Source organism: Clostridium sp. C1, assembly GCF_018223625.1.
GTDB lineage: Bacteria > Bacillota_I > Bacilli_A > Erysipelotrichales > Coprobacillaceae > Allocoprobacillus.
The window spans coordinates 1,739,182-1,762,176 of sequence record NZ_CP073631.1; the positions used below are offsets into that span (position 1 = coordinate 1,739,182).

At 32.3% G+C, this 22,995-nt stretch carries 23 protein-coding genes and 3 pseudogenes; 3 read left to right on the forward strand and 23 right to left on the reverse strand.

Annotated elements, in window-relative coordinates; genetic code table 11:
* Positions 1–59 precede the first annotated feature (59 nt).
* The 6 genes and pseudogenes from KEC48_RS09405 to KEC48_RS09430 all read right to left on the reverse strand — a co-directional run bounded on the left by KEC48_RS09405 (position 60) and on the right by KEC48_RS09430 (position 5,769).
* Positions 60–1,004, reverse strand: coding sequence for an ATP-binding cassette domain-containing protein (locus KEC48_RS09405; protein WP_205089478.1), 945 nt, complete (start codon positions 1,002–1,004; stop codon positions 60–62).
* A complete protein-coding gene (locus KEC48_RS09410; RefSeq protein ID WP_211962053.1) occupies positions 997–2,085 on the reverse strand; it encodes an ABC transporter ATP-binding protein in 1,089 nt (362 codons plus the stop codon). The genes KEC48_RS09405 and KEC48_RS09410 overlap by 8 nt, the downstream gene beginning before the upstream one ends.
* A 3-nt stretch (positions 2,086–2,088) precedes the next feature.
* Entirely contained in the window at positions 2,089–3,027 is a 939-nt protein-coding gene (locus KEC48_RS09415; RefSeq protein ID WP_211962054.1) for an ABC transporter permease, read from the reverse strand.
* Positions 3,027–3,974 (reverse strand): ABC transporter permease, encoded by a 948-nt coding sequence (locus KEC48_RS09420; protein WP_211962055.1) that lies wholly within the window; start codon positions 3,972–3,974, stop codon positions 3,027–3,029. Before KEC48_RS09420 ends, KEC48_RS09415 begins: the two co-directional genes overlap by 1 nt.
* 77 nt (positions 3,975–4,051) lie before the next feature.
* Positions 4,052–5,074 (reverse strand): annotated as a pseudogene (locus KEC48_RS09425) (peptide ABC transporter substrate-binding protein); the annotation flags it as partial.
* Positions 5,075–5,148: 74 nt separating this feature from the next.
* Positions 5,149–5,769: a phosphatase PAP2 family protein gene (locus KEC48_RS09430; RefSeq protein ID WP_087359397.1), complete on the reverse strand. Its 621-nt coding sequence runs from the start codon at positions 5,767–5,769 to the stop codon at positions 5,149–5,151.
* Positions 5,770–5,848: 79 nt separating this feature from the next.
* Here KEC48_RS09430 and KEC48_RS09435 point away from each other — a divergent pair, with 79 nt between their 5' ends.
* Positions 5,849–6,445, forward strand: coding sequence for an HAD family phosphatase (locus KEC48_RS09435; protein WP_087359399.1), 597 nt, complete (start codon positions 5,849–5,851; stop codon positions 6,443–6,445).
* A 26-nt stretch (positions 6,446–6,471) separates the two neighbouring features.
* On the opposite strand, the gene KEC48_RS09440 is transcribed toward KEC48_RS09435, so the two are convergent.
* The 4 genes from KEC48_RS09440 to aroE are packed head-to-tail and all read right to left on the reverse strand — an operon-like array spanning position 6,472 to position 9,056.
* Entirely contained in the window at positions 6,472–7,131 is a 660-nt protein-coding gene (locus KEC48_RS09440; protein ID WP_087359401.1) for a TIGR01906 family membrane protein, read from the reverse strand.
* Entirely contained in the window at positions 7,106–7,612 is a 507-nt protein-coding gene (locus tag KEC48_RS09445; protein WP_211962056.1) for a tRNA (cytidine(34)-2'-O)-methyltransferase, read from the reverse strand. Before KEC48_RS09445 ends, KEC48_RS09440 begins: the two co-directional genes overlap by 26 nt.
* Positions 7,612–8,205 (reverse strand): XTP/dITP diphosphatase, encoded by a 594-nt coding sequence (locus KEC48_RS09450; protein WP_087359405.1) that lies wholly within the window; start codon positions 8,203–8,205, stop codon positions 7,612–7,614. Before KEC48_RS09450 ends, KEC48_RS09445 begins: the two co-directional genes overlap by 1 nt.
* 5 nt (positions 8,206–8,210) lie before the next feature.
* Positions 8,211–9,056 carry a shikimate dehydrogenase gene (aroE, locus tag KEC48_RS09455; protein WP_211962057.1) on the reverse strand — a complete coding sequence of 282 codons (846 nt, stop codon included), beginning with the start codon at positions 9,054–9,056 and terminating at the stop codon, positions 8,211–8,213.
* Positions 9,057–9,186: 130 nt separating this feature from the next.
* Here aroE and chbG point away from each other — a divergent pair, with 130 nt between their 5' ends.
* Positions 9,187–9,930: a chitin disaccharide deacetylase gene (gene chbG / locus KEC48_RS09460; RefSeq protein WP_211962058.1), complete on the forward strand. Its 744-nt coding sequence runs from the start codon at positions 9,187–9,189 to the stop codon at positions 9,928–9,930.
* 374 nt (positions 9,931–10,304) lie between these two features.
* Here chbG and KEC48_RS09465 read toward each other — a convergent pair whose 3' ends face one another.
* From KEC48_RS09465 to istA, 8 genes and pseudogenes are all read right to left on the reverse strand, one after another.
* On the reverse strand, positions 10,305–10,880 hold the full coding sequence (locus tag KEC48_RS09465; protein WP_211962059.1) for a sugar O-acetyltransferase: 576 nt from the start codon (positions 10,878–10,880) through the stop codon (positions 10,305–10,307).
* Complete coding sequence (locus KEC48_RS09470) at positions 10,873–11,478, reverse strand: hypothetical protein (protein WP_211962060.1); 606 nt, start codon at positions 11,476–11,478, stop codon at positions 10,873–10,875. Before KEC48_RS09470 ends, KEC48_RS09465 begins: the two co-directional genes overlap by 8 nt.
* 300 nt (positions 11,479–11,778) lie before the next feature.
* Positions 11,779–13,359 carry a hypothetical protein gene (locus tag KEC48_RS09475; RefSeq protein WP_211962061.1) on the reverse strand — a complete coding sequence of 527 codons (1,581 nt, stop codon included), beginning with the start codon at positions 13,357–13,359 and terminating at the stop codon, positions 11,779–11,781.
* Between the two features lie 179 nt (positions 13,360–13,538).
* Positions 13,539–13,778, reverse strand: coding sequence for a helix-turn-helix domain-containing protein (locus KEC48_RS09480; protein ID WP_211962062.1), 240 nt, complete (start codon positions 13,776–13,778; stop codon positions 13,539–13,541).
* Positions 13,779–14,523: 745 nt separating this feature from the next.
* Positions 14,524–14,784, reverse strand: a complete 261-nt coding sequence (locus KEC48_RS09490; RefSeq protein ID WP_211962064.1) for a hypothetical protein — start codon at positions 14,782–14,784, stop codon at positions 14,524–14,526.
* 3 nt (positions 14,785–14,787) lie between these two features.
* Positions 14,788–14,919: a hypothetical protein gene (locus KEC48_RS16345; protein ID WP_283092185.1), complete on the reverse strand. Its 132-nt coding sequence runs from the start codon at positions 14,917–14,919 to the stop codon at positions 14,788–14,790.
* 374 nt (positions 14,920–15,293) lie between these two features.
* Positions 15,294–16,052: an IS21-like element helper ATPase IstB gene (gene istB / locus KEC48_RS09495; protein WP_211962065.1), complete on the reverse strand. Its 759-nt coding sequence runs from the start codon at positions 16,050–16,052 to the stop codon at positions 15,294–15,296.
* A pseudogene (gene istA, locus KEC48_RS09500) lies at positions 16,049–17,363 on the reverse strand (IS21 family transposase). Before istA ends, istB begins: the two are co-directional and overlap by 4 nt.
* Before the next feature lie 101 nt (positions 17,364–17,464).
* On the opposite strand from istA, the pseudogene KEC48_RS09505 reads away from it, so the two are divergent.
* Positions 17,465–17,638: pseudogene (locus tag KEC48_RS09505) on the forward strand (tyrosine-type recombinase/integrase); the annotation flags it as partial.
* A gap of 256 nt (positions 17,639–17,894) precedes the next feature.
* On the opposite strand, the gene ascB reads toward KEC48_RS09505, so the two are convergent.
* The 5 genes from ascB to ilvD are packed head-to-tail and all read right to left on the reverse strand — an operon-like array spanning position 17,895 to position 22,974.
* On the reverse strand, positions 17,895–19,313 hold the full coding sequence (gene ascB, locus KEC48_RS09510; protein WP_211962066.1) for a 6-phospho-beta-glucosidase: 1,419 nt from the start codon (positions 19,311–19,313) through the stop codon (positions 17,895–17,897).
* An 11-nt stretch (positions 19,314–19,324) separates the two neighbouring features.
* Positions 19,325–20,323, reverse strand: a complete 999-nt coding sequence (locus KEC48_RS09515) for a sugar kinase (protein WP_211962067.1) — start codon at positions 20,321–20,323, stop codon at positions 19,325–19,327.
* A gap of 1 nt (position 20,324) precedes the next feature.
* The gene (locus KEC48_RS09520) at positions 20,325–20,966 is read right to left on the reverse strand and encodes a bifunctional 4-hydroxy-2-oxoglutarate aldolase/2-dehydro-3-deoxy-phosphogluconate aldolase (RefSeq protein ID WP_211962068.1); all 642 of its coding nucleotides are present in this window, start codon (positions 20,964–20,966) and stop codon (positions 20,325–20,327) included.
* Positions 20,966–21,256 carry a hypothetical protein gene (locus KEC48_RS09525; protein ID WP_211962069.1) on the reverse strand — a complete coding sequence of 97 codons (291 nt, stop codon included), beginning with the start codon at positions 21,254–21,256 and terminating at the stop codon, positions 20,966–20,968. The genes KEC48_RS09520 and KEC48_RS09525 overlap by 1 nt, the downstream gene beginning before the upstream one ends.
* Positions 21,256–22,974, reverse strand: a complete 1,719-nt coding sequence (gene ilvD, locus KEC48_RS09530; RefSeq protein WP_211962070.1) for a dihydroxy-acid dehydratase — start codon at positions 22,972–22,974, stop codon at positions 21,256–21,258. The genes KEC48_RS09525 and ilvD overlap by 1 nt, the downstream gene beginning before the upstream one ends.
* Positions 22,975–22,995 lie beyond the last annotated feature (21 nt).

Consider the following 22,995-nt stretch of genomic DNA (forward strand, 5'->3'; position numbering starts at 1 on the left):
TTGCATGATTGGGTTTTTATATATAATAAAATCTCTCAAAAATGAGAGATTTATTTATATTAGAACAAATCATTTTGGTGTTTTAAGAAATCTTTCAATTCTTCATCTGTTGCTAAAACATAATGTGTATCCGTAATCTTATGTTGTTTACCAGCTTCATAGTTAAGTCCACTTTCTTCATAATTATATGTCAATGAAACTCTATTTTTTTCAACGTCTGGATTTGGATGAGGGATTGCTGATAACAACGATTTTGTATACGGATGCAATGGATGATTAAAGATTTCTTCAGAGGTTCCTGTTTCCACAAGATGCCCCAAATGAAGAACACCAATTCGATTGCTAATATACTTAACCATAGACAAATCATGTGCAATAAACAAATAAGCAATGTTTGTCTGTTTTTGTATCTTCTTCATCAAATTAACAACTTGTGCTTGAATAGATACATCTAAAGCTGAAATTGCTTCATCAGCAATAATCAAACTTGGATTCATAATTAATGCTCTAGCAATTCCAATACGCTGTCTTTGTCCACCAGAAAATTGATGAGGATATCGAGATGCATGTTCTCTTGACAAACCAACAAGTTCTAAAATCTGATAAACTTTTTCGTTTCTTTCTTCCGTTGTCTGGTATGCGTGATGAATATCTAATCCTTCAGCTATTATATCTAAAACTTTTCTACGTGGATTTAAACATGCCATAGGATCTTGAAATATCATTTGCATATTTGTTCTTAAATCAGATAATGTTTCTTTATCCATTTTTCCTGAAATATCTTTTCCATTAAAAACAATACTTCCAGAAGTTGGTTTATATAAACGGATAATACTTCTCCCTGTTGTTGATTTTCCAGAACCTGATTCTCCAACAAGTCCATAAGTTTCTCCCGGATTAATTTCAAAAGAAATTCCATCAACTGCTTTTACGGTAAAATTACGATTGATTTTAAAATGTTGTTTTAAATCTTTTACAACAAGGATTGGTTCTTGATTAATCATTTATTAACCCCTCCTTTTTCATTTTCTCGATACGTTTCTTTAAAGATTCTGGCATTTCTACTTTAGGTGCTTTTTCATGCATTAACCAACTTGCTACTTTATGTGTATTTGAACCTGGTACGTCAAACATAGGAGAATCTATTCTTAAATCAATATTTAAAGCATATTGATTTCTTGGGGCAAAAGCATCTCCTTTAATTTCCTGTGTTAAATTAGGTGGAGTACCTGGTATAGTATATAATTCATCATCATTTGTATCTAAATCTGGCATAGATGATAATAAACCCCAAGTATAAGGATGTTTAGGATCATAGAAAATTTCATTGATTGTTCCTGTTTCTACAATTTTACCTGCATACATAACATTCACAAAGTCAGCAACTTTTGCAACTACACCCAAATCATGGGTAATATAAATAACAGATAAGTCTTTTTTCTTTTGAATTTCTTGAATCAACTCCAAAATCTTCGCTTGAATCGTCACATCCAATGCTGTTGTTGGTTCATCGCAAATCAATACATAAGGATCACATGATAACGCTATAGCAATGACAATTCTTTGACGCATCCCACCAGATAATTGATGGGGATAGTTTTTCATTCTTTTTTCAGCATCTGCAATTCCAACTTCTTTAAGGAGTTCTACCGATTTTTGATAAGCCTCTTCTTTTGATTTTCCATAATGAAACATCATTGGTTCCATGATTTGTTTTCCAATCGTCATTGTTGGATTCAAAGAAGTCATTGGATCTTGGAAAACCATTGCTATCTTACGACCACGAATTTCTTTTTGCATTTCTTTTTGACTTAACTGTACAATATCTTTTGTAATGGCTTCCCCAGTATTTTCATCATGCCAAGTATATTCAATAGATCCTGAATCAATGCTTCCATTATTAGCTAAAATCCCCATAATTGCTTTTGTTGTCACAGATTTCCCTGACCCTGATTCACCAACAATAGCAACAGTTTCACCTTTATATAAATCAAAATTAACCCCTCTAATCGCATTAACCTTACCATTTCCTGTTTTAAAAGATATAGTCAAATCTCTAATTTTCAATATTCTTTCTCTTTCCATAGACTACATCTCCTTCATTGTTGGATCTAAAGCATCTCTTAATCCATCCCCAAATAAGTTGAAACTTAACATTAATACAGATAAGACAACGGCAGGTATTAACATCATATAAGGGTAAACAAGGAAACTTTCAAATCCATCGTTAATCAATGTTCCCAGTGATGCATTTGGAACAGGTAAACCTAAACCAACAAATGATAAATAAGCTTCATAGAAAATAGCATTTGGGATAGACATCATTATCATGATAATCATTTGACTATAAATATTTGGTAATATTTCTTTAAAGATAATAAAGAAACTCTTCGCTCCTAAAGTACGTGAAGCCAAAACAAACTCTTCTTCTTTCACTTTTAAAACCTGTGCTCTAACTATACGACTCATTCCAATCCACTCTGTCAAAGATAAAGCAAAGACAATCGTCGTTAAACTTGATTTCATAACCATTAATAATAAAGTTAAAACAACTAATGTTGGAATAGAGTTAATAATTTCTTGAATTCTTTGCATAACAGAATCAACCATGCCACCAAAATATCCTGAAATTAATCCATAAGTTGTTCCAACAATCACATCTATAAAGACAGCACAAACAGCAATAAACAATGAAATACGCGCACCAGTCCATAAACGTACCCATAAATCTCTACCATTTGTATCTGTTCCAAACCAGTGTTCTAAATTAGGAGAAATAGATTGTAAAGAAGTATTCAAATCATCAAATTCCCATGATGAAAGTATTGGTGCAAAAATAGCCAATAAAACAATGATTATAATCATAATCAATCCAATAACAGCCCCTTTATTTTGAGAAAAGATTCCAATTGCTTCTTTCCATGCTGGCTTAGCAGGAGCTACAACATCTATCGAAATATCCTGCTTATCCCCAACGAATTCAAAATCATCAGGTAAAAATTCAATATTTTTCAAATTTGCATCCATTATGAATCCTCCTTACCTAAACGTATTCTTGGATCAATAATTCCATAAGAAACATCAATAATTAGCATCATCACAATATACATAGCTGCATATAAGAATGAACAAGCCAAAATAATATTCACATCATTAGATAAAATACTATTGATAAGTAGCTTGCCCAATCCTGGAACACCACAGATTTTTTCTACAACCATCGTTCCTGTCATCAAGTTAACTAAAATAGGTCCTAAAATAGTAACAACAGGAATTAATGCATTACGTAATGCATGTTTAAAAATAAGTGTTTTGCTATCTAATCCCTTTGCTTTAGCCAAAGTCATATATTCACTATTCATAACAGATACCATTTCTGTTCTTGTAAAACGTGCAACATTAGCAATAACCCCAACAGACAATGCCATCACTGGCATGATAGATGAACCAATTGGATTCATTGAGCTATATTGTGTTGGAAAAATATGCAATTTTGATGCAAATAATATCAATATCATCATCGCAAATACAAACGAAGGAACAGATACACCTATAACGGAAATAACTGTAGCCAAAGTATCCCAAATCGTATTTTTATGCAATGCTGCAAATACACCTAACAATGTCCCTAATACCCCACCAATAATGACTGCACTCAATCCATACATGAATGAAATTTTTGCTGCAGAACCTACAAGTGAAGCAACAGGCATATCTTTATACATATTGTAAGAAACACCAAAATCCCCTGTCAGCATATTTTTAACATAATTCACAAATTGAGTTAATATAGGTTGATCCAATCCATATCTTGCCTCAATCGCTGCTCTTTGTGTTTCCGATAACCTTTCATTATTGATTGGTGACCCAGGCAATAATTTAACAATTAAAAATAAGACAACAAGTATAACAAATAATGTAACCAAAGATATGAGTAATCTCTTGCCAATATATTTTAATGTTGATTTACTCATCAAATCCCTCCTTTTAAAAGATAAACACAATATAGAAAACCATATTGTGTTTATCAGCTTTCATAACTTGAATTGTTTTATTCTGCCTTTTCTACATAAGTAAATGTATAAGGGACACCAACTGGTCTATGAACCAAACCAGAAACTTTTTGATTTTCTAATGCTGAAGTTCCTTTTTCAAAGACTGGAATATTTGGTAAGTCTTCCATAATAATCTTTTCAGCATCAATCATATATTGCCAACGTGTTGTAGCATCTGCTTCAGTTGAAACTTTTGCCATTACATCTTCATAATCTTTACTATAATATTTACCATAGTTATTAGCATTTCCATCTAATAATAAGTTTAAATATGTTGTAGGATCACCATAATCTGGTCCCCAACGTGTACATGCAATGTCAAATTCACCATTAGCCATTTTGTTATAGATTCTATCTTGTTTTGTTGTTGCAACCATTTCAACGTTGAATCCATCCAATTTTGTAAGAGCGTTTTGTAAATACTCAGCCATTTGATCCATTGGTGATTCATCAGTACCATAAGTCAATCTTACAGTAATTGAATCTTTACCAATTTCTTTTAATCCTTCAGCAAATAATTGTTGTGCTTTTTCTAAATCATATGTTGTCACATCGTAATTACCTGCATCATCTCTAAAATCACTTCCAGAAGGACTTACTGATAACTCTCTAGGTACAAATCCTGCTGCTGCTTTAGAACCATCTTTTAAAATATTGTTTGCCAAATCATCTCTATCTATAGCCATTGAAATAGCTTGTCTAATTTTATTATTAGCTAAATCAGTATTCTTTTCATTAATTTCAAGATAGAATAAATAACCTTCATTAAATGAAACATAAGAATCATCATTCTTATATTTATCAACCAATTCAGAATTGATTGGTGCAAAATCAGTTTCACCGCTACCAAAACTTGTTGCAGCAGTTTGTGGATCCTGAACTAAATTCATAACCAAATTTTGAATTTTCACTGCATCAGCATTCCAGTAATCTTCATTTTTTTCAAAAGTTGCCTGTTTATTAGGTTGCCAATCTGTCATGATAAAGGCACCATTAGATAAAACGTTAGTTGCACTTTTTGCATATTGGTCACCTTATATTTATTTTCATAATACGATAACCAACAAAAAAGCAATCCATAATAATAGATTGCTTAATAATCAAATTTCCATTTTCCTATACTATAAATCACAATTGCTAAAACTAATGCCCATACAATATCCATAAAGGCATGTTGTTTAATCATAACCGTAGACATACAAATCAGTATTGCTAAAACAATAATCAAAAAACATAACCATGTATGTTGTTTAATTTTGCGACTTTTTAATAAAGATACACACATCATGACACTATTATAAACATGAATACTTGGACAGACATTTGTAGATGAATCAACAGAATAAATAAAACTCACCAAACACTGAAAGATATTATCATTATAAAGCTGAACTCTTAAATTTTGTCCAGTTGGTATCAATGCATAAATAAGCAAAGACGAACTCATTCCTAGAAACAAATAAAAGTAGGTTCTTTTGACTCCAGATTGATCAATAAAGACAAAATAAGCAAAACCTAATACCATAAATACAAACCATAAAACATATGGAATAACAAAATATTCATTAAAGGGAATATATTGATCTATCCATGTATCTGTAATAATCATATGTGAAAAATCTTGATTTTCTAAAATCATAAAGCCAATCATATAAGCAATAAAAAAATATATCAGATATTTTAAGCTTTGATATTTTTCTAAAAATGCTTTCATCTATGCAACCTCCTATGCTAGAATATATAAGAACATGATGATTGAATTATATGAATTTGATATGAACGGAGAATAATTTATGAAAAATATTATTTTTGATATAGGCAATGTCCTCTTAGATTTTCAACCCGAAAAGTATTTACAAAAACATTTCAATGCCTCTGTAATGGGGGATTTGATGATGATTATCTTTTCTAGTGATGAATGGATAGAATTAGATATGGGTACAATGATGATTCAAGATGCTATTGAATCATTAACTTTAAAACATCCTCATTATCATGATGAAATTATCTTTGTGATGGAAAATTGGACTCATATGATGACACCTTTAGAAAAAAATGTAGAAATTGTAAAAGAATTAAAAGAAAAAGGTTATCATTTATATCTTTTATCTAACTTTCATAAAGAAGCCATTCAAACAATGTTTCAAAGATACGACTTCTTTCAATTATTTGAAGGAGGCATCATTTCTGCCAACGAACAACTTGTTAAACCTGACCAAAAGATTTATCAGCTCCTTTTACAAAGATATCATTTACAAGCTGAAGAATCACTTTTCATTGATGATATGCTTTCCAATATAAAAATGGCTGAAGAATTGCATATTCATGGTCTTTATCTTCCTTATCAGGCTGATTTAAGAACTGAATTAGAAAAACGTCATATTTTATAAACCTGTGATATAAAAATCACAGGTTTTTATGTATTCTGTAAAATTCTTTTCTTTTGTATACAATAATAAGCATACAATCCTGCACTTATAGCCATAACAATACCAACAATCATCATAAAACAATGCATAAAGAAGGCTTCTGGTAAAATAGTAATAACAGGATCTGTAGCTTCATTAAAAATCCAATAATCATTTCTAAAGACAATTTGATGGAAAATCACAAAAGCTTTATTAAAATCAATAGCTGCTAAAAAACCAATGACTGTTGGAATACCTATCGCGAATAAAGATGTTAATCTTAAAAAACGATATTCTTTTTGTTTCAAACGACGATAAACCATAATCAAAGACCATAAACCACTCACAAAACATGTGATTTGAATGATTTCAAAAATTCTTTTGACTTCTTCAAAATGAATACGTCCACTATTAGACATCACAAAGTCTGGAAGATTTAATGTACCTTGATAAAAAAGACTCTGATATTGAATCAAAACATCATAATTATGACGAATGACATCAACAGATAAACCCGTTGTTTCACTGATATGCAAATAATCAATATCAAAATAATACAAAGGCTTAAAAAAAACCGTTATAACCACCGCAAGACTGATAATAAAAACTGTCAATAATAAAGCTAAAAAAATATCACTTTTTCTATTCTTTATAGATAAAATCTGCACCTTTTTGTACCTCAACTTTTGATAAACCCGGATAATTTTGTTGACGTAAAACTTCATAAATACCAATCGCAACACAATTTGATAAATTTAAACTTCTGGCACCTGAATCCATTGGTATACGTACACATTGATCAAGATACTTCTTTAAAATATCATGGGGAATACCATCATGTTCATGTCCAAAGATAATATATTGATCATTATCAGAAACATAACTTTGATCACTATAACAAAGTTTTGAATAACGTGTAAAGAAATGATAATCTCCTTGATTCTTGCTGGCAAAATCTTCCCAGTTTTCATAAATTTCCATTTCTAAATCTTTAATATAATCTAATCCAGCTCTTTTCATATGCTTATCATCTAAAGAAAAACCTAAGGGTTTAATCAAATGAAGCTTAGAATGTGTCGCTACACAGGTACGCATGATATTCCCTGTATTTTGTGGAATAGCCGGATGAACTAAGACAATATGATTCATTATGCATTCCCCTCATTCTTTAAAATATCATATAATTTTTTTAATGCTTTGGCACGATGTGAATATTGATTCTTTTCTTCCATGGATAACTCAGCTGATGTTTTATGTAATTCTGGTACATAAAAAATAGGATCATAGCCAAAACCGTTTTCACCAGCGATATGGTCATAGATTTCTCCATTGAAATATTCTTCAATAAGAATAGGTTCTCTATCAGGAATACATAAAGCCATTGCACAGACAAATCGTGCTCCTCTTTCTTTACCTTTGACTGCATCAATAATATATTGATTTTTCACATCATAACTTGTATCATGTCCCATAAAACGCGCTGAATAAATACCCGGTGCCCCATTTAAGGCATCCACTTCTAATCCTGAATCATCAGCTAAGACAGGCTTATGGATACGATCACAAATTGTCTGTGCTTTAATCAAAGCATTTTCTTGAAATGTTTTTCCATTTTCTTCAATTTCAATATCTTCATGAAAAACATCTTTTAATGATTTGACTTCAATACCAATTTCATTGAGCATTGCTTCTATTTCTTTTATTTTTCCTTCATTTGTAGAAGCTACAATAATTTCTTTCATTTTCATCACTCCATTTTTAAACTTTTTTTCACTTGTTCTATAGGCATTTCTTGATTCGTCCAAAATTTAAAAGACTCAGCCCCTTGATAAAGAATCATTCCTTCGCCATTCATAAAATCAAGACCTCGTTTTTGAGCCATTTTTAATAATTTTGTTTGTTGTGGATGATAGATAATATCAGCCACTTTTAAATGTTCAGGTAAATAAGTATCATCTTTTATTAAACATTCATCCTCATCAGGTGCCATACCAACATTCGTCGTTTGAATCAATAAATAACTTTCCTGTAAATCTTTTTTTAAACTTTCTAAATCACTTAAAGATTTCAAAGTGATTGGACATGTCAATTGTTGATTCAGTTCCTGAACCCAATCTTTTTGACTACGATTATAAATAACAATTTCACTGACATATTGTGCCAAAGCCACTACAATCGCTCGACAAGCTCCTCCTGCGCCTAGAATCACAACTTTTTGTTGAAAAAGATGCCATCCTTTTTCTTGACAAGCCTTTACAAAACCAATACCATCACTGATATGACCAATCAACTTCCCATTGATATTTTTGACTGTATTCACTGCATGACATAACTTAGCTTCAGGTGTTAATTCATCTAAATAAGGTAAAATATCAACTTTATAAGGCATGGATACATTAAAACCTTTGATAGGTAATATCCTGGCACTTGTGATAAATTGTGGAAAGTCTTCTTTTTTGACTTCAAAAGCTAAATAGACATCATCAATACCTAAATATTGAAAAGCCGTATTGTGCATCATCGGTGAAAAGGAATGTTTAATAGGATTAGCAACAATTCCATATAATCCTGTATAACCTGTAATTGTATTCATGAGAGTTCACCTCGATTTCTTTTCTATTATATAGCAACTTGCTTATATACTCAAAGATTTATTTTAAGAATATGAAAAAAAGGGACATGATATTTTGATTTCAAGTATAATAATACAGGAGGTACATTTTATGATAAAACAATTAATCGTTAATGCCGATGACTTTGGTATGACACAAGCAAATACGATAGGAATATTGGTTGCTCATAGTCAAGGCATTGTGACTTCAACAACTTGTATGATGAATATGCCTTATGCTCATTTTGCCTTAAAACAAGCACAGAACTATCCGCATTTAGGTGTTGGCGTTCATCTAGTCTTAACTGTAGGTCGCCCTCTTATTGAAGGAGCCCATTCTTACACTGATGCCAATGGAAACTTTATAAGACCAAAAGATTACCCTGATGGAAAACCTCATGGCGATAGTGAAGAATTATATCGTGAGTGGAAAGCACAGATTGAAAAATTTATTGAAATGGCAGGTCATAAACCAACACATATTGACTCACATCATCATGTGCATCTCTTACCTTGGCATATTGAAGTCACAAAAAGATTAGCCAAAGAATATGATCTTCCAATTCGTCAACGTGAACAGATTATAGATACATATCCTTATATTCCTGTTTACGATAAGATGTATAATGAAGATGTTAACTATCAATATGTCACAAAAGTTTTACAGTCACATTCTGGTTCTTTAGAGTTTATGTGTCATCCTGCTTATCTTGATCAAAGACTCTATGATATGTCAAGCTACAACTTACCTCGTATGAAAGAACTGGAACTTTTGACATCAAATGAACTCAAAGATTTTATTCAACAAAACCATATTGAATTGATCAATTTCTCACATTTGCACCATAAACATTAATATTTTGACAAAAACTCTTGCTTTATCGACAAAGACAATGTTATAATATTTTTGTCCGTAGAGATACGGATATGGTGAGGAAGAAGAACAAGGTGGAAGTTATTTGGAGAGATGGATGTTAGTCGTTTATAATAAGTACAATCCTTTCAAAAAATAATAACAGAAAAAAGATTACAGGTTAAACTTGTAATCTTTTTTCTTTATACAAAGTCTTATTTCTTTTCCATTTGATTCAATACACCTAATACTGCTAAAAACAATCCCGGACCCATCAATCCTAAATAATCCATTCTTTCACCTTCCCCTGCTATTTTAACAAATCCTTTTTTAAGAAATGTTAAAAATGGGTAAAAAGATATTTCAAATTATGTAATCTACCATTGTTTATGTAAATCTTCTTTAGTAATAGAACGGAGAACACGACAAGGATTACCAGTCGCTATAACATAGGGAGGAATATCATGGGTGACAACACTGCCAGCACCAATAATTGCTCCTTGATTAATTTTAACACCTGGTAAAATAGTGACATTCCCACCAATCCAGACATGATCATAAATTTTGACAGGACGTGTATATTCTAATCCCTGCATTCTTTGTCCTTCATGAAATGGATATGATGCAGTATAGATTTGTACATGTGGTCCAAAAACAACATGATCACCAATTTCTACAAGTCCCTGATCTAAAATTGTTAAATTCACATCACTATAAAAATTAAGTCCCACTGTAATATGATAACCATATTGACAATAAAAAGGTGGTTCAATACATAACTCACCCTTACAATTCATCAGTTTCTTTAAAAGAATATCCTTTTCTTCTTTTTGCACAGGTGTATAACGATTATATTCATAAAGCATTCGTTTACAAATTTCTCTTTCATGATATAATTCCTGATCATAAGGCTGGTATAAATGACCAGCCATCATTTTTTCTTTTTCACTCATTCTTTCCATCCTCTATATTCTTTTCTATTTCTTCAATCATTGCTTGACAATCATAAGTTGCAAACAAACTTGGAGCAACATTATAAACTGGAACAGGTTTTAATTCCATAGACAATTCATGTTGTTTATATCTTAATTGTGGTGCAATAAAAATGAAATCATATTTTTGATATACATTTTCTAATTCATAAATGGCTGTTGCATCAATGTGATATGGTAAATGATTCAATTGACAATACTTATTTAATTTTTGAGCAAAATACCCTGTTGTCATTCCACCACTACAACATAATAAAATATGATAACTCTGTTGATCATCTTCCATGAGTTTATCCATCATACGATGAAAGAGATTAGTTGCATAATGGAAATTATAAAACTGATAATGTAAATAAAAAAGTAGTTCTTCTCCTTCAGTAATAGCTTCTTCTACAATACCAATCGGCCAAATAACAAATCTAGCAATTCTTTTTTTATAATATATTTTATATGTTCTTGAATCATATTTTTCTAAAGTCAAACGAGGATCAGAAACAACTTGATAATAAACCCACTTTCTAAAAACTTCTAAGTCTTCCTGTTTATAAAAAGTTTCCATATCTCCTCACCTCATTATTTTATTATACACAAATTAATGATAAAAACCAACTGCTTAATATATATCAAAACAGGTATCACGGCAGGAATTACCGTTTTACTAAATTTCCTTATTTTATGCGTGTTTCTGAATGGTAGAAGAGAGTTTTACAACGAGTTTACAACTTTTGAAAGATGTTTCGATATGATTTTTGATAGAGTAAAACAGGTATTTAAAGCTCAACTTTATTTATATTATGCAGTGTATAATATGCGGCAATATTTTGTAAAATACTACCGCATATTATATTTTAATGCAAAATTATTTTTTGAAAATACGAACGAGGATAGCAACATTTAATACTAACCATAAAAAAATGCTACAATTATTTATTGAAATATATGGGATGTTTTGAGGAATAAAAGCAAAAAAATCCCTTAATAATTTTAAGGTGTCATATATGGATGGTAACCCCCAAAAAATCGCTAATAGTAGCCCTCCAATAGCAATAAAATTTTGAAAGTTATTATTCTGTTCTTGACGTTTATTGTTTAATATATTATCTATTGCGGAAAGCTTTGTATCTGTAATTTTTTGTTTAGTGTAATAAGGCATCATATTTTCAAAAATAGAAATTTGTTCACTTACACTTCCATAACAGCCCTCTTGTAATTGACAAATAAATTTAATGTTTTCCCAGTATTCATTTTGAATTTTTGTTAATTTTTGGGGAGCGTTAATTTTTTGGATAATTGTATTATGGTTATTTGCTTTTTTAAGAATAATAATCAGTAAAGCTAATTCTGCATTATTTTGTAAATCACGTGATATTTGATTACAAATATAAAAATAGTCACTCTCAGTTAACACGGTGGTTCTATATGTATCCTTAAATTTTTCGCAAACATAGTCTAATAGTGCTTGATCAACAAATGAGAGGCAACCACCAGTAGATTTTAAAACATATTTTACATTGTGATTTCCCCAAGAATGGTCGCATAAATATTCCTTGGCATCCTTTTTATATGATGTACAAGACATTTCGGGCACAGGAGCGCAAATAATACGAAATATGTCTTCTTGAAGAATATCCGGAATATTATTTATTTGTGACGGAACTCCATCAAAGTCCGCTAAGATGATATGATTTATAGTATCATTATATTGCCAAATGCTAATTTTAAGTTTTTTGTGAAGATCATTAATATAGAACTTTGAAATTTCATCTAAAGTATTAACTGAACTAAAATCATCTTTCCATGTGCAATGTGTTTTTGAAATAAACTGATTAACCTCATTATTTTTTAAGGGTTTAGAGTCAACATTTATTAAAGGAAGTTCTAATTTTAGTACTCCCATTTTATTTGAGAAAACATATAATATAGCAAAAAGCCAGACATTTTCTTTGCTATTAAGTTCGATCTTCAATGGAAGTAAAAGAAACCGTTCATGTGAATTCACAAAATATTGCCCATAATATTGAGAAGAGTGTTCATATTCATCTTGTATACGTCTAATACGATTTTCTAATGCTTCAAGTTCTGTATTAATTACTGCAATTTTTAAAGAATTTCCGGTATCATCAAGTTCAATTCGTAATTCTTGATTTTTTATATCAAGAGGGGAGGAAGTAGTTGATTTGTACTTTTCAAAATCTTGTATTTTAAGGTATGCGGAGTCGCTAGAAGAATAATTTTGATTGAATTCTTCTACAGTCTGAGCTAACGACACGCCTAATGCATGAAGGATTTTTTCACTATATTCCTCTTTAAAAACAAAGGAACTTTCTGCAATAGCAGTACATAGATTTTCAAAGGACAAATCGGTATCGAATTTTAAAGGATAATAGGTGTGAAATTCCCCGTATTTAATAACATTTATTCCCAGAGTACTTTTTTTCATTTACTAAACCTCTCTAAATCCTGCGGTGTGTTGTTTTTTACAATATCTATATACGTATTATATAACGAATAAGGGATTAGGTAAACTTTTTGTTAATCTCGCCGCACAATAAAACAGCATAGACAGCCATTGTAAAAAGAGAGATACCACAATTATGTATCTCCCTTTTAATATTTAGGTTACTTCTTAATCTTGAGTTCAAATTTCAACATAGCCTTTACCATAGCGGTCTGTATCTCGCCTTTCCATTCCTCATCTACCTTCATGCTTACCTTTCCATTCTCGTGATAGAATGAGTGCAAACACAATTTGGAAATATAAGCGTCATAAAAATTCAGAATTTCTTCAATGGCAGTATTGTCACCGCCAGAGGCTTTGCAAATTAGCTCATAAGCCAGATAGCCATAGTCTTTTTTCATTCGCTCAACTCCTCATTCAATAATACTTTCAGTCGTTCCAGACCTTTATTTCTAGTATAGCCAACAGCAGAACAGGAGATGTGATATAGAGTTGCAATTTCTCTGTCGCTCATATCATAATACAGCAAGATAAACGACCTTTGTCGCTCTGACAATTCTTTTAAGACTGTACTGATTTTCTCGTTATGCACAAGGATAGAAAAACGTAGGATTTGAAATTCTGTCAAATATGAAGCTTAATTGTCAGTAGTTGTTGCTTGTGTTCATTTAGTAATAATTTTCCCAGTTCACAGAAAAGCACTTCGTGTTTACTGTAACGTGAAAGCTGTTTTCTTTTTTGCTTCAATGTACCTTTTTATCGTTTTTATCATTAGCCCATTAAACTGCATTTGGATTGCTTCTTTGAAAGAAGATAATTCCATAGGCATAGCCCCTTATAGCCATCATTTGAGTATTATCCTTTTAAGCACTTTGTAATGGTATGCTCTAAACTGGCAAAAAATTTCCAAAGATAACCACTACGGAAAAAACGACGCAGGAGGCAATATAGAATAGTAAAAATGTCTGTGTGCCTATATGCTCAAATACAATACCATAGAGAAATGAACCGACAGGGTTTGCACACATACATATACAGTTAACACATGAAATCACTTTTCCAATCTGATGATTAGGTTTCAAAAGTTGGACATATGTCATCATTTGTATTTGGAAAAGAGAGGACAAAGTCATCAGAATACCACAACTAGCCGTCAATAATATATACAATGATAGCGGAATGGATAAACTGTAATGCCAGACCGCATACAAACATGGGAAACGCACAGCCAAAAGTAAGGTATCGAATTGCTTTAGGGGTGAGCTTCTTTGCCAGCAGACCAGCCAGTAAACCGTCCGCAATACTGCCGACAGCAATTACTCCTTCTGCATACCCGTACAGGCGATTAGCAACATTTATCGGGAAATCAAGCCCCTGCGTAATGATAACAGGAACGGAAATGTTCATTAGTTACGTCAACAGCAGACAGCAGAACGCATAAACAGCAGATAACTTCCATATTGTAGGCTGTTCTTTTGCAATAAAATGAAAGCTGGTCTGTAAATCAGAAAAGACAACCCTTACTCCTGTTGTGTCTGACATCTGTTTTGTGAAAGGAATATGGATAAAAATTTCCAGAACAGCCGATAAGAAGAAGCAGACAGCGCTGATATACAATATTGCGTTCAATCCTAAAAGGGAAAACAGAAGTCCACCTAAAACAGGTCCGAGCATATTTGCAAGAGAGCTTACAATTGTGCCTATGACAGACGAGGTGAAAAAGTGTTTTCGCAAAATCATTGAGAACCGCAAAAAGCCAAAGACAGAACCCATGATAGACGGGAAAGTGGGCTTTCTGTATCTGGACAAAAATGATATACCAAAGGTATAAATGTCAATATAATTTTGTACAAAAATGATCATTTATGATGTACAATTATGTTCCTGTTCAATATAACTAGGAATACTTCTTAATATTAGGATTCCTCTTCGTTTGGCTTCATATGATCTTTTAACCGATAGGATTTACCCGTTATAGTTACCACATGCGCGTGATGAAGGACTCTATCTAAAATGGCATTTGCCATTACCGCATCACAGAAAACTTCATCCCACTCACTAAAATTGATATTTGTAGTTAATATCGTGCTTCTTTTTTCATAACGTCTATCTATCAGTTGAAAGAATAATTTCGCATCATCTTTATTAATTGGAAGATAGCCAAGTTCATCTATGATCAATACTTTATATTTGGTAAAATGGCGAAGTCGATCTTCCAATCTGTTCTCATTATTTGCTTTCTTCAATTGTTGAATAAGGTCATGACATTTGATGAAATATGTACTATTTCTACGCTTTGCTGCGGCGATGCCTATACTTACAGCCAAGTGTGTTTTACCTACACCACTATTACCTAGAAATACGATATTTTCACAATTCTCAATGAATCTGAGTGTCTCAAAATCCAATATCTGTTGTTTATTAATTGATGATTGAAAATCAAAATCAAAATCCCTTAATTCTTTATGGTGAGGAAAAGCTCCTACTTTAACCATTGATTTGATCGTATTCTTTTCTCTATGATCGATTTCTATTTGGGTCAATTTAATCAATCCTTCAGTAAGGGATAGATTGTTCTTAGTTATGTAATCCAATATCTCATCTAAATTTTCATTCATTTGACTTAGTTTCAAATAATTCAGGTTATTTCTTAATTGCATATATGTACTACTCATTGTATATTTCTCCTATCAAATTTAAATTTTCCTTAGCTAGTTGTTTAATTTCATCCGAACTATCTTTAAAACTTACTTCGTATATTTTTTGATAATGCTCTTCATGATAATTGTATTTTGACTGAGATATTTGATGAATTGTTATGAGTTTTGTGTTAAAATGCACATGTATATAATCATCAAATATTTGTAGTTTCACTGTTTTACCAATATATTCTGGTGGTGCGGAATATTTATTTCCTTTATAGGAAAATAAGCTTTGTGAATCTACTTTTACTGGTTTAATGGTGATTTTATATTGATTTCTTATCTTTTCTTGTGGTAAGGGGGGATAAGAAATCTTTTTCTTTTTTGAATATGAAGCTTCGGAATTTTTCCTATTTCACTGTGCACCTGGCAATTATGCCTTTCATTAATTTCCGTTACTTTTTCATTCAGTTGTGCATAGTTTAATTTTCCATTATAGGCATATAGTTCATCCCATAATTTCATTGGTGCTTCAACTTTTCCTTTACTCCATGGTTTTCCGGCAATACATGGTTTCACTACAAAGCCATAATCATTTGCAAATTGTTGAAACTTCGCATTGACCTTTCCACTCGAATATTCTGTTCTTGCCTCATCCATAACCGTTTTCATATTATCGGTTTTTAAAATGTCAGGCACACCACCTGCTGCTTCAAATGCCTGATCAAGATAATGGAATAGAGCACCTTGCTTTTTTGTAAGCGAAATAAAATTAACTTTATATCTTGAATAGGAATAAACAAGTGCAAAGATATTTAATTCAATAACTTCACCTGTATTTAAGGTATAATGCATATTTTCCTTCCAGTCTAATTGTGCTTCAACTCCCATACCCGTCTCTCTTTTGATTGACTGATGATTTGTAGTACTGTTTCTAACTTTACCATTCACTGTCCTGTTTGTTCTGCCATTAAAGTATTTATCGAATTCCTCATGTTGACTGATCCACTTTCTAAAATGTGAAGCTGAGCATTCTAATCCATGATTATCTTTTAGATACTGCCATAAAACTCTTTTATAAAAGAAAACTTGAGTATTTTGATTGATCAGTAAGTCATATATTATTTGATAAAATTTATCTAACTTACTTTTTCTTTCTCTTTTCTTTGGCTTAGTATAACCATTCATATATTTATCTATCAATCTTCTATCGACACCAAGCTCTCTGGCAATCTGTGATTTATTTATTTTCAATTTTAACTCCTCTACTAATACTTTCAATTTTGGTAAATCAAGCAAGCAATTAATCTCAATACTTGAATTGACTGTTAAATTCATAATCATAATATAACCTCCAATAAAAACTGAATTATTATATTATGTTGAATTGATTTTGTACATTTTTATATGATCATTTTTGTACATATTAATAGTAGCATTTATAAAAGGTGACGCCCCATGTCTGCCGTCATACCTTTTGCTCCAATATGGCAAAGTCGGGCATGAACCCAAAGACGTTGCAGAAGATTATGGGGCACTCGGATATCGGCGTGACGCCGAACACCTATACTCATGTAGGATTTGAAGATATTCAAAAAGAGATGAAAAAAAATATGTAGTTAGGTGAGTTGTAAAGTAGTAAAATAGGAAGGGAGTTTTACAACCTATTTTACAACTTTTCAGAGGAAAAACCTGCTGACATATGCCAAAATATGCAAGTTTCCCTAAAATGGGGAAATACGGGAAAGCCTGTAAAATCAAGGAAAAACCAACTTATAAGGAGAAATGCGAACATGATTAAAATACTATTCGTCTGCCACTTTTGCATACGAAAATAAAAAAAGCCAACATTTCTGTTGACTCATTCAATATAACTTAATCTAAATCTTCTCCATTTGTTGCAATGACTTTCTTATACCAATCAAAAGATTTCTTTTTCATACGTTTTAATGTCCCATGACCTTCATCATCTTTATCTACATAAATAAATCCATAACGTTTACTCATTTCACCTGTACTTGCTGAAACAAGATCAATACATCCCCAAGTTGTGTAACCTATTAAATCAACACCATCATCAATCGCATCACTCATAGCTTTAATATGTTCTCTTAAATAATCAATACGATAATCATCTTGAATTGTTCCATTTTCTTCAATGACATCTTTAGCACCTAAACCATTTTCTACAATAAATAATGGTTTTTGATAACGATCGTATAACGTATTTAAAGTAATACGTAAACCTAAAGGATCAATTTGCCATCCCCAGTCACTTGTTTTTAAATAAGGATTTTTAACGGATTTCACAACATTTCCATCTGTCGCCGTTAATGAAGGATCACTGCTGGCACATCTTGATTGATAATAACTAAATGATACAAAATCTACAGGATATTGTTTTAAAATATCTAAATCTCCTTCTTGAATATCCAAAACAATACCCTTTTCCTTAAAAACACGCTTTGAATAGCTAGGATAATAACCTCTTGCCTGAACATCAATAAACATAAGATTTTCACGATCTTTATTCATAGCCAACCAGACATCTTCCGGATTACAGCTATATGGATAGAATTGACCACCTGCTAACATACATCCCACTTTATTTTCTGGATTGACTTCGTGAGCAATCTTTGTCGCTAAAGCACTTGCTACAAGTTCATGATGAGCAGCCTGATATTTCACCTGTTCACGATTTTCTCCCGGTTGAAATGCAATCCCTGCTCCAGAGAAAGGAGAATGTAATAAAATATTGATTTCATTAAATGTCAACCAGTATTTAACTAAACCATCAAACGCTTCAAAACATGTACGTGCATATTGTGTAAAGCAATCAATCATATGACGACTTCTAAAAGATCCATATTTATTGACTAATGCCATTGGCACATCAAAATGACAAAGTGTGACCAAAGGTTCAATGCCATATTTACGACATTCTTCAAACATACTTTTATAAAAAGCAATTCCCGCTTCATTAACTTTCCCTTCACCATCAGGATAGATTCTTGCCCATGAAATTGATGTTCTAAAACATTTAAATCCCATCTTGGCAAACATAGCAATATCTTCTTTATAGTGATGATAGAAATCAATAGCCTCATGACTTGGATAATTTTCTCCCTCGATAAATTCAACAGGATACATATCTCCTAATTTGACATACATTCTTTTTTCACCATGAGGAATCATATCTACTGTTGTTAAACCTTTACCATCTTCAAGATAAGCACCTTCTGCCTGATTCGCAGCAATCGCACCACCCCATAAAAAATCTTTTGGAAAACTCATTCTTCATCCTCCTATCTATTTATTTTTGAAGTTCCACAAGACATAAAATCTTCAATTTCAGATACTGTAAAGCGATTCACATCACCATGTATTGTATGCTTTAAAACAGATGCACAACATCCAAATTCCAGACTATACATCAAATCTTTATGTTGCAATAAACCATATAAAACACCTGAAATAAACGCATCTCCTCCACCAACACGATCAACAATATCATCAATATGATAAGTCTTAGATATATGTAATGTTCCATGATACAAATAACCTGTTAATTCATTAACACTCGTTGATAAAATATCACGTTTTGTAGATACAATATATTGTAATTGGGGATACAATGCTTTCATTTGTCCATAAACATCTTCTAATCGCTGTTCAAATGTATCTGCTTGACTTAAAATACCTAATAAATTTTGGGCATCCAGATAACCTGCTGATAAAATATCAACATAAGGTAGTATACGTTTTAATGCTTGCCCAGCTGCTTCTATGCTCCAAAGTTTAGCACGATAATTACTATCATAAACAACAAGAATATGATTTCCTCGGCAATATTTGACCATTTCTACCACAATATCTTGAATTGTTTGATTTAAAGCAACCGTAATCCCAGAAACAACAAAAACATCAACATTTTGAAATAATTGTTTCAAATCAATGTCACCTGACGTTAAAGATGTCATCGCACTATAACAGCGATCATAAATCACTTGACTGGCACGGTTCCCACTGCCATTTTCTAAAAAATAACTTCCTATACGCATATCATTTCTTAAAATCTTTGATGTATCTACACCAAAACTCTTTAAGAAAGAAATCACAGCTTCCCCCAAAGCATGACGAGGAAGTTTGGTCAATAAAGATGTATGAAAACCATATTGAGCTAAATTAACTGCAATATTGGTTTCACTACCCCCGACATGGACTTGAAAATCAAGTTCTGAAAAACGATGTCCCTTTTTTGTAGAATACCTTAATAAGGTTTCTCCCATACATAAAACATTCATATTATCTAGCCTCTTTCACTGCCTGTACATATTGAGCGGCTATTTTTGTCACTTCATCAAATTGCCCTTGAGCACCGAGTTTATTTAATTCGCCTCCAACTCCAATCGCATCAACACCAGCATTGAACCATTGTTGGACATTATCCAATTTGACACCACCAGTAACCATAATAGATGTTTGAGGTAAAGGTGATTTAATAGCTCCAATATAACCTGGACCAAAGGCACTACCTGGAAATAGTTTAATCATTTCACTTCCTGCTTCCATAGCTGTGACTATTTCTTTGATTGTCATACAACCCGGAATATAAGGAACACCATAACGATTACATAAAATCGCTGTATCATAATCAAATGATGGTGACACAATATATTGTGCTCCAGCAAGAATTGCACTTCTAGCTGTTGGAGCGTCCAAAACTGTTCCAGCTCCTACAAAAACATCCAAATCATCTTTATACATTTCTTTTAAATCTTGAATAATCTGTGAAGCATGACTATTTGTATAAGCCATTTCAATGGCTTTTAAACCACCTTGAATACAAGCTTTAGAAATATTCAACCCTTCATCATAGCTATCACCACGAATGACTGCAACTGCCCCACATTGTCTTAACTTCATTAATACTTCTGACTTTTTCATCAACCATATACCTCCCATAAATTAACAATCACAACAAACATATAAATCACACAAACCATTGTCTGTACCCATTTTTCTTGTTTATTGAATGGTGAATTCTTTTTCCAGATACGATATAAAGCATAAGGTGGAAAAAGAATCACAAAGACATAAGTCAATATTTTATAAGGTGTAAATACATGCACAGCATCTGGATCAGGTGCATTGAGTTTTTGACGTAAACGAATAATATTTTTTTGACGTTCTGTCAAACCATCCATTTTATCCTTCTTTACTTTCTTAGTTGCCATTACTTCATATATCCACCCTTCATAGCTGAAACTGCATGTTCAGAGAAGATTTTCAATACACCATCTTGATATTTACTAACAAATGGTTTTAAATGCTTTCTTCTTTCCTCTAATACTTTTTGAATATCTTCTTCACTCATCTTTTGTCCATGAATGCCACAAATTCTTAAAATACGTTGAGGAATATTAATTTCAATTAAATCTCCTTCTTCGACCAAAGCAATTGGTCCTCCCTGAGCTGCCTCTGGAGAAACATGTCCAATAGCAGGTCCTTTAGAAGCACCAGAAAAACGTCCATCAGTAATCAAAGCAATAGAAGCGCCTAATTTTTCATCAGAAGCAATCGCTTCTGTTGTATAAAACATTTCTGGCATACCACTGCCTTGAGGACCTTCATAACGAATAAAGACAGCATCACCCGGTTGAATCTTATGTGATAAAACAGCCGCAATAGCATCTTCTTCACAATCAAATGGTCTAGCAATCAAAGTCGCTTCAAACATTTCTTTAGGCACAACAGTATGTTTCACAACAGCTCCTTCAGGCGCTAAGTTTCCTCTCAATATCGCAATACTTCCATCTGTACCAAATGCATTATCAAAAGAACGAATGACATCTTCTCTTTGAATACCATACTTTTCTAAATTCTTGAAGCATTTTTCATAATATCCTGTTTGTTTGAGTTCTTCTAAATTTTCTCCTAATGTTTTTCCAGTTACTGTCATCACATCAAGATGTAACATGCTTTTAATTTGTTCCATAATCATTGGTACACCACCAGCATAATAGAAGAATTGTGCCGGCCAACGTCCAGCTGGTCGAATATCTAATAAATAATGAGCTCCTCGATGTAAACGATCAAACGTATCAGAGTCAATTTCAATGCCAAATTCCTTAGCAATAGCTGGTAAATGTAATAATGAATTTGTTGAACCAGAAATGGCAGCATGAACCATAATCGCATTTTCAAAAGATTTCATCGTCACAATATCTCTTGGTTTTAAATCATGTTTTGCTAACCAGACAGCCTGTTTTCCAGCACGATAAGCAAATTCACGTAAATCTTTGCTTGTGGCAGGAAGCAAGGCACTTCCTGGCAATGTCAATCCTAAAGCTTCTGCCATAATTTGCATTGTTGAAGCCGTTCCCATAAATGAACATGCGCCACATGATGGACAGGCATGATGTTTATAAAATTCAAATTTTTCCTTTGATATTTCACCACGCTCATATTGTGCAGAATACATACCAATTTGTTCGAGTGTCAATAAATCTGGTCCAGCATCCATCACACCACCTGTCACTACAATAGATGGAATATTCACACGTCCAAGTCCCATTAAATGAGCTGGCATACCTTTATCACAGCTGGCAATAAAGACACCTCCATCAAAAGGTGTTGCATTGGCATGAATTTCAATCATATTCGCAATCATATCACGTGAAGCTAATGAATAATTAATCCCATCATGTCCTTGTGCCTCCCCATCACAAATATCTGTTGTAAAATATCTGGCACCATATCCACCAGCTTCATCAATCCCTTTTCTGGCTTCTTCTACAAGTTCAAGTAAATGACCACTACCTGGATGACTATCGCCAAATGTACTTTCAATGATAATTTGCGGTTTTGATAAATCTTCTAATTTCCAACCTGTTCCTAAACGTAGAGGATCTAACTCAGGTGCCATTTCTCTTAGCTTTTGACTCTTTAACATTTTGTTCATCCCTCTTTTCAT